We start from the raw sequence: 13,955 nt of genomic DNA on the forward strand, positions 1-13,955 counted from the left end.
GCTATTCGCCCGGGTAGCGCAGACCGATCTGAGCCCGCACCGCATCGAGCGTGCGCAGGACGGCGACCGATTCCTCGGCCGGCATAATGTCACTTGAGATCTTTCCGGCGCGGATCAGCGTCTCGGCTTCGAGCGCTTCGAAGTGCATGCCCCGGCCGGTGAACTCGGCCGGCTCGAACGTTTCGAGCACGGCGCCGAGATTATCGAGCACCCGAAAACCGGTTGGCGCGTACCAGACACCGTCGATGTCGATGCGCCCGCGGGTGCCGATGATCGACGCCGTCGTCGGGCCGAGGGTGTCACTGGCCGAGAACGTCGTGGCGATCTGGCCGCCGACGTACCGAAAAATCGTCGCGACCTGGGCATCCGCTCCGGTGGTTTTGAACGAGGCGCTGGCCAGAATCGTATCGGGCGCGCCAAAGACGGCGTGCGCGAAACTCACCGGATAAACACCCAGGTCGAGCAGGGCTCCGCCCCCGAGGGCGAGCGCATTCAGGCGGTGTTCGGGGTCGTCGGGAAGATCTTGCGTGTGGTCGGCGAGCAGGCTGCGCACGTCGCCGAGCGTGCCGCCGACGAGAATCTCGCGAATCCGCGCCATGTGCGGCAGAAATCGGGTCCACATCGCCTCCATCACGAGCACGTTGCGACGGGCGGCGAGGTCCACGATCTGCCGGGCCTGCCCGGCGTTGAGCGCAAACGGCTTCTCGATCAGCACGTGCTTGCCCGCGTTCAGCGCGAGGGCAGCATGCTCGGAGTGAAAGGGGTGAGGCGTCGACACGTAGACAACGTCAACCTCGGGATCGTTCACGAGAGCCGCATAGCTCGCATGCGCGGTGGGGATGCTGAATTCGGCAGCGAAGGCATCCGCTGACGACTGGCTGCGCGACCCGACGGCCTGCACAGTGTGGCCGTTCTGCACCAGATCGTTCGCGAACATGTGCGCGATACCGCCGGTGGCCAGGATTCCCCAGCGAATGAGAGCCGTCATGCCTGCAGTTTATCCACGGGCACCGACACGCGGCGGTGAGCGAAAAAATCGGCGGCCGAAACGACGGCTCCTATATATAGGTCACACTAGAGCAATGATCACCCTGCAGCAGGATGCCGATGGCTTCATCCGCATGAACCGGCACTTTCCCGACAACTCACTCATCAGCATCCGCTTCACCGACGGGGCTGCGGAGCAATTCACCGGCGCCCAGCTCAACGCCGTCTTCGACGATGCGTTGGCGGAGTTTCGCGGCCTGAACCGTCTCGAGGGCGCGAAAGGTTTCTCCCGCGCGCCGGCCAAAACAGTGCACCCGACGAAGAACATCACCTTCGTCAAGGTGCACCCCAAAATGGCCGCCTAACAACTAGTCCGGATCGGTGGGGTCAATCGGCGCGTGATGGTCGAGGTTGTCGACGCCGAGCTTCCAGTACCCGCTGACCTGCGCCTGGTCGCGTCCGAGCCCCAGATGCTGCCGCAGGTGGCGGCGCAACGGAATGAGCGAGCCCGCCTCCCCCGCCGCCCAGACCAGGGTGCCATCGTCGATGGCCAGGTCGTTCAGTAGTTCGATCAGTGCATCGGCATGCGAGTTCGCATCGACGGCCTGAATCTGCGTGCCGGGCCGTTCCCCCTCAGCGAGATACTCAGCGAGCGCCGGGTCGTTCCCGACAATGAGCACGGTGACCGCCACCTTTGCCGGCAGGGCTTCCAGCCAGCGCGCCGTGGCGGGCAGAGCTGTGGCATCAGCAATAAGCACGGCCGAGCGGATGCCCTCCGGCAGCAGCTGGGACCCGCGCGGCCCGCCGATCTGCAGCCCATCACCGACCCGGGCCCGGGAGGCCCAGCCGGTGGCGGGGGCATCCGTTCCGTGCAGGGCGAAATCCAGGTCAAGCGCGGCTGGCACGCCTGCTCGGCCGGCTCGGAAGGCGCGCGGGGTGAAATCGCGAGCCGCGGTGTCCTCCCCGACCGCAAAGAACACCTTGATGTGGTCGTCTGGCCCGTCGGCGGTGAACCCGTCAAGGTCGGTGCCGGTCAGGGTCACCCGGCGCAGGGTCGGTGACAGGTCGCGAATGGCGTGCACGGTGAGGGAACGCCGCACCAGAGGGTGTCGAACGAGGAGCCGCACGGGAAAATCGGTGAGAAACATGTCAGCCTTACTCATAGGGTGTGATCAGGAGTAATACACGCCGATGCGGTGCCCGTCGATGACGTGCACCGCCACATCGATGCCGAAGATCTCGCGCAACGGCCCCGGTTCGATGACGTCGGCCGGTGGCCCCTGATGCAGCACCCGGCCGTCCTTCATCGCCACGATGTGGTCCGAATAGGTCGACGCGAAGTTGATGTCGTGCACGACCATGACGATGGTCTTGCCGAGTTCGTCGGCGGCGCGCCGCAGAATGCGCATCATCTCGACGGCGTGGCTCATGTCGAGGTTGTTGAGCGGTTCGTCGAGCAGCACGTAGTCGGTGTTCTGGCAGAGCACCATCGCCACGAAGGCACGCTGGCGTTGCCCGCCGGAGAGCTCGTCGAGGTACCGGTCGGTGAGCGCGTCGAGGTCGAGGTAGTCGATCGCCTGCTCGATCTGGGCCCGGTCGAGCGTCGTGAGGCGCCCCCGCGAGTGCGGATACCGCCCGAACGCCACCAGATCACGCACGGTCAGTCGGGCCGCGAGGTGGTTCTCCTGCCGCAGAATGGCGAGGCGACGGGCGAGTTCGTCGCTCTTCGTCGCCGCCACATCGTGTCCGTCTACGGTGATCGTGCCGCGCTCGGCCGTGAGCAAACGCGACACCATCGAGATGAGCGTGGACTTGCCGGCACCGTTCGCGCCGATGATCGAGGTGATACCGCCGGCCGGAATCCGCAGGTCGACGTCATCGACCACCACCACGCTGCCGTAGGTCTTGGTCACACCGACGATGTCGATCATCGCCGAGTTCCCCGGGTCACGAGCAGAATGAACACGATGCCTCCGATGAATTCGATGATGACGCTCAGCACGGTGGCCAAGCCGAACACGTGCTCGAGCACGGTCTGACCGCCGACCAGCGCGATGACGGCGAGCGCCACGGCCACGGCCACGGGCAGGTTGGCCGCGTGTCGGTGGGTACCCGTAATTTGGTAGGTGAGGCTCGCAACGAGCAGGCCGAAGAAGGTGATCGGCCCCACCAGGGCGGTCGACACCGAGACCAGTACCGAGACAACGATGAGAAGACGCAGCACGAGGTGGCGGTGGTCGGCGCCGAGCACCGTTGAGAGGTCCCGGCCGAGGGTGAGCACGTCAAGGTCGTGCCGCATCCGCCAGAGCACCACGCTCGTGACGACGAGAATTATCGCTGAAATCAGCAGCAGGTCGGGTTCGACGGCGTTGAAACTGGCGAACAGCCGGTCTTGCAGCACGGTGAATTCGTTCGGGTCGATCAGTCGCTGCAGAAAAGCGCTGATGCTGCGAAAAAACACACCCAGCACAATGCCGACGAGCACCAACAAGTGGATGCTGCGGCGCGCGCCCCCAAACAGCCACCGAAACAGCAGGGTCGACAGCACCACCATGACGACGATCTCCCCGAGGAACTGCGCCACCGGGGGGATCCTGCCGAGCGCGGAGGACCCGATTCCGAACACCAGCACGGTCTGGGTCAGCACGAACAGGGCGTCGAAACCGAGGATCGACGGCGTGAGGATACGGTTCTCGGTGATGGTCTGAAAGATCACCGTCGAGACGGCGATCGCAAAGCCAACCAGAACCAGCGCGGCCAGACGGCGCCCGCGAAACGGCAGCACAAAGCTCCAGCTGCCCTCCGCTCCGACGACGACGAAGGCGACGATGGTCAGCAGCAGCAGCAGCAGCGGGGCGAGGATCCCGGCGACCCGGCGCATCCGCTTATCTGGCCGTCGAACCTCAACCGACACGGGCACTCTTTCGCAGGAGCAGCACCAGGAACAGGCCGGCACCGACGACGCCGACGACGACCCCGATCGGTATTTCGTAAGGAAAGCGGATGATCCGCCCCGCGATATCGCAGACCAGCACGAACGCCGCGCCCACCACCGCCACCCACGGCAACGATTTGCGCAGGTTGTCGCCCATGGCGAGGCTCACGATATTCGGCACGATCAGCCCGAGAAAGGGCAGCGCACCGACGACGACCACCACGACGGCGGTCACGATCGACACCAGGAACAGCCCGATTGCCACCGTGCGGCGGTAGTTGAGGCCCAGGTTGGTGGTGAATTGTTCGCCGAGGCCGGCCACGGTGAAGCGGTCGCCCGCCACATAGATCGCCATGGTGAGCGCGGCGACGATCCAGAGCAGTTCATACCGGCCGGCGATGACGCCGGAGAAGTCCCCGGTCATCCACGCCGACAGGGTTTGCAGCAGGTCGTGGTCGAACGCCACGTAGGTAGAGATCGAGGCGATGATGCCCGAGAGCATCAGCCCCACGAGCGGCACGATCACGATCGAGCGCAGCGGGAGCGAACGCAGAATGCGCACGAAGACGAGGGTCGAGACCAGAGCGAACATCGCGGCCACGAGCATCTTGCCGATCAGCGGCAGGCCAGGGGCGAGAATCGTCACGGTCAGCAGCCCGAGGCCGGCCGCTTCGGTCGTACCGATCGTCGATGGTTCAACGAAGCGGTTGCGCACGAGCATCTGCATCACCAGTCCGCAGATGGCCATCGCGGCGCCCGCGAGCACGATCGAGATGGTGCGCGGCAGCCGACTGAGCAGAAAGATCTGCCGGGTCTGGCTGTCGGCACCCACTTGCAGCAGGCTGAGCGGCGTGACGTCGCTGACGCCGACGAACAGGCTCAGTACGGCGAGCAGCAGAACACCGGTGACCGCGAGCGGCAGGGCAGCGCGGCGGCGCGGTTGCGTTGTCAACGCCGCCGGCCGGCCAGGCGGCGCGGCGGTCACCGAGCGAGTCATGCTGTGAGGGCCGCGGCAACCTCGTCGGTCATGGCCTGCAGGTTGACCAGTCCGCCGTTGACGATGTACCAGGAGACTGGGTTGAGGTAGACGATGTGGTCGTTCTGGGCGGCGGCGGTCTGTGCGACGAGCTCGTTGTCCAGCACTTCTGCGGCGTTGCCGGTTCCCGATGCGGTGGCCGAGTCACGGTCGACGACGAACATCCACTCGGGGTCGGTCTCCAGCAGAAATTCGAAGGAGATCGCTTCGCCATGGGTGGCCGCTTCGACGTCGGCGACGGCGGGAACGATGCCGAGGGTGTCGTGCAGGTAGCCAAAGCGCGAGCCGGCCCCGAAGGCGGTCATCTCTCCGGCGTTCGTCATGACGATGAGGGCGTCGCCGGCGTCGGCGGCGAGCTCAGTGACCTCGGTGATCGACTCGTTGAGGGTGTCGACCAGCGTCGCGACCTCGGTCTGCTTCTCGAAGATCTCACCCAGGCTTTCGGTTCCGGCGATGACCGAAGCGGTGAAGTCCACCGCCTCGTTGCTCAGGTCGATGGTCGGGGCGATTTTGCTCAGTTCCGGGTAGACGGCGGCGGAGCGGCCAGCGACGATGATGAGGTCGGGCGCGGCGGCATTGACGGCCTCGTAGTCGGGCTCGAACAAAGTGCCGATGTTGAGGTAGTCGTCGCTGGCGAATTTGGCGAGCTCTCCGGGAAGGTTCGCTTTCGGCAGGCCCAGAACGTCGACGTCGAGGGCGTCGAGCGTCGTCAGGGAGGCGATGTCGAAGGTGAGCACGCGGGTGGGATTGACCGGAACGACGGTGTCGCCCTGGGCGTGGGTCACGGTGATTTCGGTCGCGGCCTCCTCGGTCGCGGTCGGCGTCGGCGTGGCGGCGCAACCAGCAAGAAGAGCGGTGAGCGCTGCGATGGCCGCGTAGGCGGTGGCTGTTCGTGGTGCGGGGAAGGGCACGGTGCTCGATTCGAGAAAGGGAAGGGTTGACTAACTTAGGATAGCCATACCTAACCACATAAAGCGAATGCGGCATTACAAACGGTGGGTGCCCCGAACGCTGCTCAGGCGACCATCGGCGGCTCGCGCGGCCGGCCCGCGGCGAGCAGCCAGTGGCATCCGCTCGAGCGTGCACAGTGCAGCGCCGCAAGCGGATGCCGGCGCTCAGACCGGTTGCGGGGTCCGAGCGGTCAGCGCGGCGAGCTTGTCGACGCCGATCGGCTCCTCGGCGAGCAGCGGCACGATGGCGACCCGGTCGGCGCGGGCGAAGACCGCGTCGATCTGGGTGGCTTCGCTGGCGGCGCGCGCCTGCAGAAACGGGGTCTCGGGGTGCGCGGCAGCGATGGAATTGTTGACGACCCAGCCCCAGGGCTGGATGCCGGCACGCTGGAGATCGTGCTGCAGGCCCTCGGCCTCGAGCACGGGCGTCGTCTCAGCGAGGGTCACCAGCAAGACCTTGGTCAGCGCCGGATCCTGCAGCCGCATCAACGGGGTCACGAACGCCATGCTCTCCCCCATCTGGCGGGAGATCTCGCGGTGATACGACCCGGTGGCATCCAGCAGCAGCAGGGTGTGGCCGGTCGGGGCGGTGTCCACGACGACGAATTCGTGACGGGACTCGTGCACGGCCTTCGAAAACTGCCGGAACACCGCGACCTCGTCGGTGCACGGCGAGAGCAGGTCTTCAGTCAGGGCGGCCCGGCCATCGTCGTCGAGGTTTTTCCCCTTGGTGGCCATGACGTGGTCGCGATACTCGCGAATCGCCTGCTCCGGGTCGATGCGCGACACGCGAAGCCCCGCCACGCTGCCGTGCAGGGTCTCGACCAGGTGGGCGGCCGGGTCCGTCGTGGTCAGGTGCACGGCGTGGCCGCGCTGGGCCAGGGCAACGGCGAGCGCCGCCGCGATCGTGGTCTTGCCCACGCCGCCCTTGCCCATGCAGAGGATCAGGCCGTGCCCGGCCGGTTCCAGCTCGTCGACGAAACGGCCAAGCGGAGCCTCCGGCACGACGACCGGCAGCTGCGGTTTCGAGGCGCTCTCGCCCTCGGCCTGAAACAGGGTGCGCAGCGCGTCAACACCCATCATGTTGCCGGCCTTGAGCTCAAGAACATCGCGTGGCAGGGCGGCGAGCGACGTGGGAATGCCCTCCAGTGCCGCCAACTCGCGGTGGCGCACCGCCGCCGCGATCGATTCCGTTCCCGCGGCGAGGGGCAGCACGCCGTTGATCACGACGAAGCCGCCGCGAATGCCGATCTGCGCCAGCTCGCCGAAGGTTCGATCAATCTCGCTCAGAGCGGATGCCTGCGCCCGCGCGACCAGCACCAGTCGCGTGCGTTCGGGGTCGGCGAGGGCGGCGACCGCGGCGGCGTAGACCGTTTTGTGCTTGTCCAGCCCCGACAACGGGCCGAGGCACGACGGATCGCCCTTGCCCGCATCGAGGAATTCGGTCCAGGATCCGGGCAGCTGCAGCAGGCGGATGGTGTGGCCGGTCGGGGCGGTGTCAAAGACGATGTGGTCGTAGGTCGCCAGCAGACTGTCATCGGTGAGCAGGTTGGTGAACTCGTCGAAAGAGGCGACCTCGGTCGTGCACGATCCCGACAATCCTTCGGCGATGCTCGCGAGCTCGCGCTCCGGGAGCAGTCCGCGAACCGGCGCGATGATGCGTTCGCGGTAGGCATCCGCGGCCTGTTCGGGGTCGATTTCCAGGGCACTGAGGCCGGAGATCGCGGCGATCGGAGTGACCGTGTTGCCGATCGTGAGGCCGAACACCTGCCCGATATTCGAGGCCGGGTCGGTGCTCACGAGCAGCACACGCCGGCCCCGATCGGCGAGATCGATGGCCGTGGCACAGGCCACGGAGGTCTTTCCCACGCCACCCTTGCCGGTGAAGAACAGAAAGCGGGGCGGGTCTTCCAGGAACTTCATGGTGCTAGCAGCAGCCGGTGGCGCCGCCGCAGCATCCGCTCTCGGATTTCTCGGTCAGGCCGAGCTCCACTCGGGCGGTTGGCGCAGCGAGGCCGGCAAAGGCGAGCAACTGAGCCTTGGAGGGGTAGCTTCCGGTCGCCACGGTGACGCCGTCGACAACGGTGAGCGGCAGCCCGGTGGAACCGACGACGTGCATGAACGCGCGAACGGTCTCATCCGTGGTGAAGGCGAGCGGGTCGGTGGCCAAATTGTGGCGCTGGATATCTGCGCCCTGCTCCTGCAGGCTGCGCACGCTCGCGGTCACCTCGACCAGGGACTGGTCGACGTCAACGCCACAGACCCCGGTGTCGCAGCACAGGGCCGGTTCGTAGATTCGGATGGCAACCATGTCGATCTCCCTCGTTGTTTTTCACGCACTCGCTATATCGATAAGTATCAATGTAGCAGTAGGCTGGTGCCGCCACCTATGGGAAGGAACAAAAATGACCGAGAAATCGGAGATCACGGAGTTGGTGCGCGAGCGCTACGCCGCCGCCGCGCTGCAACTGACGGATGTCTCGAGCACGTCCTGCTGCGTGCCCACCGATCTGGGCAATGGCACCGTGTTCGGATCCGTGCTGTACACCGAGGCAGACAACGTGCAGCTCCCCGAGGAAGCGCTCCTGGCCAGTCTTGGCTGCGGCAACCCCACCGCGGTCGCCGACCTGCGCGCCGGGGAAACCGTGCTCGATCTTGGCTCGGGAGGCGGCATCGATGTGCTCCTCTCCGCACGCCGGGTGGGCCCGACCGGCTTCGCCTACGGGCTCGACATGACCGACGAAATGCTCTCCCTGGCCCGCGCCAACGCGGTGAAGGCCGGCGCCAGCAACGTCAAGTTCATCAAGGGGCAGATCGAGGCGATCCCCCTGGCCGATGACAGCGTCAACGTCATCATCTCCAACTGTGTCATCAACCTCTCGGCCGACAAGAACGCGGTCGTCTCCGAGATGTTCCGGGTATTGAAACCGGGTGGGCGTCTCGGCATCTCCGACGTCGTCGCGGAAGACCAGCTCAGCGCAGAAGACCGCGTCGCGCGCGGCAGCTACACCGGCTGCATCGCCGGAGCCCTGACGAACCGGGAGTACCTCGACGCCCTGGCTGCGGCAGGTTTTGTCGATGCGAGCGTGGAATACACCCACGAGGTCGCCCAAGAAATGCACGGAGCCATCGTCAAGGCGGTCAAACCTGCCCTGGGCGCCCGGAGCTGAAGCCACCGCGCTGGACAATCCCCGTGGCCCGCGACCATAATCAAACTCATGGGGGCTACATCGAGTACGACGCAGCGCACCACTATGCAGTGGACGGCGCTGAATCTGGGAATTGTTGTTCTGGGACTTGTGCTGGTCTGGCTGTTCAGATTCAAATCCACCGTCTGCGCCATCTCCAGCTTTGCACCGTGCCCCGGACCGGAGGCGAGGCTGCTTCCCGCGGTGGTGTCATCGGTCGTTCTGGTTCTGTTATTGTGTGGCGCCGTAGTCGCCGCCAATGTCGTACCAAGCGATCGGCGCGTCGCAGTGATGAGCTGGGTGGCCTTGCTGCTGGCCGTCGCGGGGTTTGTCGGCAGTCTCGTCGTGTTGTTCTCTGCCGGTTTCGTCGTCTGGCCGGTGTGGGCATGACGGGCCCCGGTGGCGGCTGCACGGTGAGACGGATGCTCCGGCGAGTGGCGCCGGGTCTGGCGGCAGTACTCGTGCTCGCCCTGACGGCGTGCGCGCAGGGCCCGGATGATCCGGGCGCGCGAACTTCGAATTCGCCAGCTCCGCCCGATCCCGGCACGGGTGCGGCATCGACCGCAATCCAGCTGGTCAATCTGTGGCGGGTCTCCGGCGCAGAAGGCGAGGGCGCGGACACCTGGCTGCGCCTGGACGTCCCTGAGTTCCAGTTGTGGCGAGACTGCGGCATGATCCAGGGATCGTGGCGCGCGACAGACACGTTCTTCCTGGCGTCCACATACGGGGCCAGCGGGGAATGCGTCACGGGGTCGACCTTGCCTCGAGTGGTGTGGCTGGAATCCGTCAGCGAGTATCGTGCGGTCGGAGACGGCTGGGAGCTTCGCGATTCACAGGGTGCGGTGGTCGCGACCCTGACGCTGGACGGCGGGCCCGATCCGATCCCGACGGCGGCCGAGTCCTTTACCGAGCCGCCGGCGATCACTGACCGGATGCGGGAGGAGTTGCGGCAACCGGCACCCCTGCCGATCGGGCTGACTCCGGCCACGCCGGAGAACCTGGCCGCACGATGGGCGCCGGTCGGCGGTACGAGTGACCCCCATGTGGTCTTTGACGCGAACGGCGCGTGGACGGGTTCCGACGGGTGCAACGGCGGCCAGGGCCGATGGGCAGCCGATGGCGCAGGGGCATTCCTGGCGACTCCTGGGATATCGACCTTGGTGGCGTGCGAGGGGACGCCGGTCACGTCCTGGGTCTCCCAGGCCAGATGGGCCGTCATCGACAACGGGGCACTGCGACTGCTCGATGCGAATGCATCTGAGCTCGGCCGGCTCGGACGCGATTGACGACAAACCCGGTTGCGGCCATGCATGTCGCAGGCACAAGTTGAGACGCGAGTACAAGTTTCGTCGGCGATGCGTATCTGACTGCGTCGACCCGCCCGCGCGAAACCGGCGTCAGCCGCAGGCCGGCGGGACCGTCGTGCGCATCACAGTTTTGCTCTTGCCGATGTGACGCTCGAACGAAAATCCCGCCTTCTCGAACATGGCCCTCGTACCGTTGTGGAGAAAGGAGGACGACGTTCTCTTGCCGGGCGCGAGTTCGTTGGGAAACGAGACTACCTCGCCCCCACCGGCCAGCGCGATCAGCTCGAGCGCGCCATCCAGTGCTTCCCGTGCCACTCCGGAACGTCGATGGTCGCGGTCGACGAAGAAGCACGTGATGCGCCACGGCGCCGGTTTGTTCTCGCCCGCGTCGTACTCCTTGCGGTGGTAGATGCGCGGCAGTTCGAGCGGGCTGCCGTACTCGCACCATGCGATCACGTCGTCGCCATCGAAGACGAGCGCGGCATGTGCGACACCCTCCGCCACGAGTCTCTGCTTGAATGTCGGCCCGTCGTACTCACTCTTAATGGTGCGCTCCGTGTCGCCGTGAAAATACGAGCAGTAGCACCCACCCCAGACCCCGTTGTGCTTCTGCACGAGCGACAGCCACGCCCGAAAGGTGTCGGCGGTCAGCGGTTTGATCATGTGCGTCGTCGTCACGGCCACCTCCGTGGCTGTCTCGGGAAGGGGTTCAACAACGGCTGCCGCTGTTTCACTGCCCGACCCAAGTCGCGAGGCTAAACGGGCAGCATCGACAGTTATCCGAATCTTGCTCAATTCTAGGCTCGGATGCCGCTGGTATGGCCGAGTAGTGTTCGTGAGCTTCCCGAAACTCGTCACGAGCGTCCGGATGGTCCCGCCAATCGACAGTCACTGGGTCCCTGCAAGCTGCCCGGTGAGAAAGCCCAGTGAGAAAGCCCAGTGCCGAGCACGCATGTGGTCATTTACTATGGGATTTCGGGTGTTCCAACGAAGGTATCTAGCCTGGTAGAAAGCTAGGATGGTGATATGTCACTTAACACTCCCGGCCTGCGGGCCTACGAGATCTCAATCCGATCGGATATCGCCGAACTCGTCGGCCAGCTCCGTGAGCTCTTGGGTGCCCAGCTTGTGGCTTACCTCGGTTCCGTCACGGAAACCCGCGCCGTGCGGCAGTGGGCTGACGGCACACGAAAGCCACCGGCCGAGGCCATTCGCCGGCTTAGGCTCGCATACCAGGTCGCCGGCTTGCTCACCGAGCGCGATCAACCGCGAGTGGTCCAGGCGTGGTTTCAGGGCATGAATCCGCAACTTGAAGACACGGCGCCTGCTCGGCTTATTCGCGAGGGCAACCCAGACGAGGTCGGCCCGCGCGTGCTGGCCGCCGCTCGAGCGTTCGCCGCCGTCGGCTAGTGGAAATCACGCCGGACACGGTCGGCCGATTGGCCGTTCGCACCGACCCTGGGGAGGTTTGGCGCATCGGGTACGGATCTGAACCGTGGAACTGAGTCGACTGGGCCCACTCCATCAACGGGCGATTTAACGGGCGCTGGGATGCACCCGACTCCGCGTATCGGACGATCTACGCAGGTTCAACCCTGCTGCCTGCGACGGGGCTGGGCCGCAGCCCGCTACTCTCAGCCCGCCGGCATCTCGCCAGGTCTCAGCATCGCGGCAGGGATATCGATGGAGATTGTCGGCGGACGGGTTATAGCTGCCGGGTCGATGTTTACCCTCATTGTTGCTCCTGGCTCTGGCTTCGATGTCGTGGACGTCTCCAGAGCGGCCGTTGCATGCTGACGGGTCTGTGCCTCAGTCGATACCGTTGTCCCCGGTGGTGGATGGCGACGCTGCGGGTGACTCCACCCGCCACACGACACGGAGAACATCGATGACGTCGTCGGTGTTGACGCCGGTCGCGTCCGCCTCGGCGGCCAGGTCACGAATGCGCCGAATGACGGACAGTGGAAGCACTGCCGCTGACTCGGCGACGCGAGTGCCCGCGGCCGTGCGTGTTACGACCAGTCCGTCGCGTTCGAGAATTTTGTATGCTTTCCCGACCGTGCTCGGAGATACACGGAGGTCGCTGGCGGCCTGCCGCACGGTCGGCAGCCTTTCTCCCGAACCCAGCTGTCCGGACACGATGAGGCCACGGAACTGGCGGTAGATGCCGAGCGCCGGACTAGCGTCATCGGCCGCCGGCACGATCTGCTGGGGGGTCATCGCACTGATTCCGATAGGACTCGCTGCGGGCTGCCGTCTTGTGCGTGGAGGAATGCTTCTTTCAGCGGCACGCCGGTGACGACCAGGAGGAGGAGAACGAAGGCGGCGATCTCGAGGAGTGGCGCAAGATATCCGGCCGCCACCGCGAACTCCGCATATCGCCACGCCAAGTCGTACGAGTCGCTCCGACCACCGTCACCGCCGACCTGCAACCCCGCGATCGACCCGGCACGATCAATGAATCGAAAGGCACCGCCGAGTGCCAGTAACATGCTCGCGGTTGCAATCCGCACCACGCCCGTGGCGACCTCAACCCGCGCACGCTTCTCAACGACCAGGGTCTGAGGCCCCAGAAAGGGGCGCAGCGAGTTTCGGCGTAGTGCGGCCCACGTGACGACCATCAGCGCCGCCAGGCAGACCAGAACGGGCACACCGTAGGCCCAGCCGTAGAACCACGGACGGAGTGCGTCGATGGGCACGTTGGGTACGGGAATGGCCAGAAGAATGTAGCGGCCTAGATCGTCCGGCGATGACGCCAGTCCCGCAGCAACCGTCGTAGCGATTAAGGCCAACGAAGCGGCACCAACACCAACGAGGCGAGGGAGGGACGTGAAGCTGGTCCACGTGCGTCGGGCAAGAGACACGACGGGCTGTCCGGATAGGGCGCCTCGCTCCAGCGACAAGAAGCCGAGCATGAATATGAGGCCGACAGAAGCGGTGAAGAGGGGCATGGCGTATTGCCACCACTCGACGATGTCTGCGAGGTTCAGCAGGTATCCGCGCACCACGTTTTCGATCGCGTAGACGACGATCACCGTCAGTGCAGCCACGCTCAGAACGCGCCGTTCGGCAAGAAAGCGCCCGGGAAGCAACGTCCGGGCCTCGCTCGAACCTGGCCCTGTTCGACGGCGATGCGCCCACATGCCGATGAGCAATCCCCCAATGACGACAAGGGCGAGGACCAACGAGAACAATGGCAAAGAGAAGGCCGCTGTCACGAGTTCAGCGGGGCCAACTCGAGTAATGATGCTCTGCCACATGGCGGATCCTTTCAACGTTTGTGTGACATGTCTAACACAACTTGTATGGAAGCGCGAGTACAAGTGACTTTCTGTTGGCTCATGCGCTCGGCGGCTGGCCACGCTGCTGCGAGCGTTTGCCCGGCCCGTGCGGGAACCCTGATCAGGTCCAACGACACCCACCACGTTGGAACCGAGTCCACCACGGCCCGAGGCGCTCGCGAGAAGAGAACCTCGGCGCACCACAGTGCTAACCCGGCCGAGGTCAATTCATGTCACCGGCGGTAGTAATTACTTGTTGGGCAGTGAAATG

The 13,955-nt window shown here is 65.3% G+C and carries 16 protein-coding genes; 5 read left to right on the forward strand and 11 right to left on the reverse strand.

Annotated elements, in window-relative coordinates:
* Position 1: 1 nt before the first annotated feature.
* Positions 2-988, reverse strand: a complete 987-nt coding sequence (locus E3O25_RS04035) for a Gfo/Idh/MocA family protein (RefSeq protein WP_092109893.1) — start codon at positions 986-988, stop codon at positions 2-4.
* 94 nt (positions 989-1,082) lie between these two features.
* Here E3O25_RS04035 and E3O25_RS04040 point away from each other — a divergent pair, with 94 nt between their 5' ends.
* Entirely contained in the window at positions 1,083-1,352 is a 270-nt protein-coding gene (locus tag E3O25_RS04040; protein WP_092109891.1) for a hypothetical protein, read from the forward strand.
* 3 nt (positions 1,353-1,355) lie between these two features.
* Here E3O25_RS04040 and E3O25_RS04045 read toward each other — a convergent pair whose 3' ends face one another.
* The 7 genes from E3O25_RS04045 to arsD form a co-directional block, all read right to left on the reverse strand.
* Entirely contained in the window at positions 1,356-2,150 is a 795-nt protein-coding gene (locus E3O25_RS04045; RefSeq protein ID WP_134360524.1) for a siderophore-interacting protein, read from the reverse strand.
* A 9-nt stretch (positions 2,151-2,159) separates the two neighbouring features.
* Complete coding sequence (locus E3O25_RS04050; protein WP_092109888.1) at positions 2,160-2,918, reverse strand: ABC transporter ATP-binding protein; 759 nt, start codon at positions 2,916-2,918, stop codon at positions 2,160-2,162.
* The gene (locus tag E3O25_RS04055) at positions 2,915-3,901 is read right to left on the reverse strand and encodes an iron chelate uptake ABC transporter family permease subunit (protein WP_241988489.1); all 987 of its coding nucleotides are present in this window, start codon (positions 3,899-3,901) and stop codon (positions 2,915-2,917) included. Before E3O25_RS04055 ends, E3O25_RS04050 begins: the two co-directional genes overlap by 4 nt.
* The gene (locus E3O25_RS04060) at positions 3,891-4,907 is read right to left on the reverse strand and encodes an ABC transporter permease (protein ID WP_241988490.1); all 1,017 of its coding nucleotides are present in this window, start codon (positions 4,905-4,907) and stop codon (positions 3,891-3,893) included. The genes E3O25_RS04055 and E3O25_RS04060 overlap by 11 nt, the downstream gene beginning before the upstream one ends.
* Before the next feature lie 8 nt (positions 4,908-4,915).
* Entirely contained in the window at positions 4,916-5,869 is a 954-nt protein-coding gene (locus tag E3O25_RS04065) for a siderophore ABC transporter substrate-binding protein (protein WP_198410947.1), read from the reverse strand.
* Positions 5,870-6,073: 204 nt separating this feature from the next.
* Entirely contained in the window at positions 6,074-7,831 is a 1,758-nt protein-coding gene (gene arsA, locus E3O25_RS04070) for an arsenical pump-driving ATPase (RefSeq protein WP_092109884.1), read from the reverse strand.
* Positions 7,832-7,835: 4 nt separating this feature from the next.
* The gene (gene arsD / locus E3O25_RS04075; RefSeq protein ID WP_134360526.1) at positions 7,836-8,219 is read right to left on the reverse strand and encodes an arsenite efflux transporter metallochaperone ArsD; all 384 of its coding nucleotides are present in this window, start codon (positions 8,217-8,219) and stop codon (positions 7,836-7,838) included.
* 94 nt (positions 8,220-8,313) lie between these two features.
* On the opposite strand from arsD, the gene arsM reads away from it, so the two are divergent.
* The 3 genes from arsM to E3O25_RS04090 all read left to right on the forward strand — a co-directional run bounded on the left by arsM (position 8,314) and on the right by E3O25_RS04090 (position 10,382).
* A complete protein-coding gene (gene arsM / locus E3O25_RS04080) occupies positions 8,314-9,078 on the forward strand; it encodes an arsenite methyltransferase (protein ID WP_134360527.1) in 765 nt (254 codons plus the stop codon).
* A 48-nt stretch (positions 9,079-9,126) separates the two neighbouring features.
* Positions 9,127-9,486, forward strand: a complete 360-nt coding sequence (locus E3O25_RS04085; RefSeq protein WP_134360528.1) for a hypothetical protein — start codon at positions 9,127-9,129, stop codon at positions 9,484-9,486.
* A gap of 71 nt (positions 9,487-9,557) precedes the next feature.
* On the forward strand, positions 9,558-10,382 hold the full coding sequence (locus E3O25_RS04090) for an META domain-containing protein (RefSeq protein ID WP_166787661.1): 825 nt from the start codon (positions 9,558-9,560) through the stop codon (positions 10,380-10,382).
* A 111-nt stretch (positions 10,383-10,493) separates the two neighbouring features.
* On the opposite strand, the gene E3O25_RS04095 is transcribed toward E3O25_RS04090, so the two are convergent.
* A complete protein-coding gene (locus E3O25_RS04095) occupies positions 10,494-11,087 on the reverse strand; it encodes a GNAT family N-acetyltransferase (protein WP_092109875.1) in 594 nt (197 codons plus the stop codon).
* Positions 11,088-11,429: 342 nt separating this feature from the next.
* Here E3O25_RS04095 and E3O25_RS04100 point away from each other — a divergent pair, with 342 nt between their 5' ends.
* Positions 11,430-11,813, forward strand: coding sequence for a hypothetical protein (locus tag E3O25_RS04100; protein WP_092109874.1), 384 nt, complete (start codon positions 11,430-11,432; stop codon positions 11,811-11,813).
* 399 nt (positions 11,814-12,212) lie between these two features.
* On the opposite strand, the gene E3O25_RS04105 is transcribed toward E3O25_RS04100, so the two are convergent.
* Positions 12,213-12,623 carry a GntR family transcriptional regulator gene (locus E3O25_RS04105; protein ID WP_134360530.1) on the reverse strand — a complete coding sequence of 137 codons (411 nt, stop codon included), beginning with the start codon at positions 12,621-12,623 and terminating at the stop codon, positions 12,213-12,215.
* On the reverse strand, positions 12,620-13,453 hold the full coding sequence (locus E3O25_RS04110; protein ID WP_134360531.1) for a hypothetical protein: 834 nt from the start codon (positions 13,451-13,453) through the stop codon (positions 12,620-12,622). Before E3O25_RS04110 ends, E3O25_RS04105 begins: the two co-directional genes overlap by 4 nt.
* Between the last annotated feature and the right edge of the window lie 502 nt (positions 13,454-13,955).

It is taken from the genome of Cryobacterium sp. TMT1-3, from assembly GCF_004402315.1.
In the GTDB taxonomy this organism is placed as follows: domain Bacteria; phylum Actinomycetota; class Actinomycetes; order Actinomycetales; family Microbacteriaceae; genus Cryobacterium; species Cryobacterium luteum.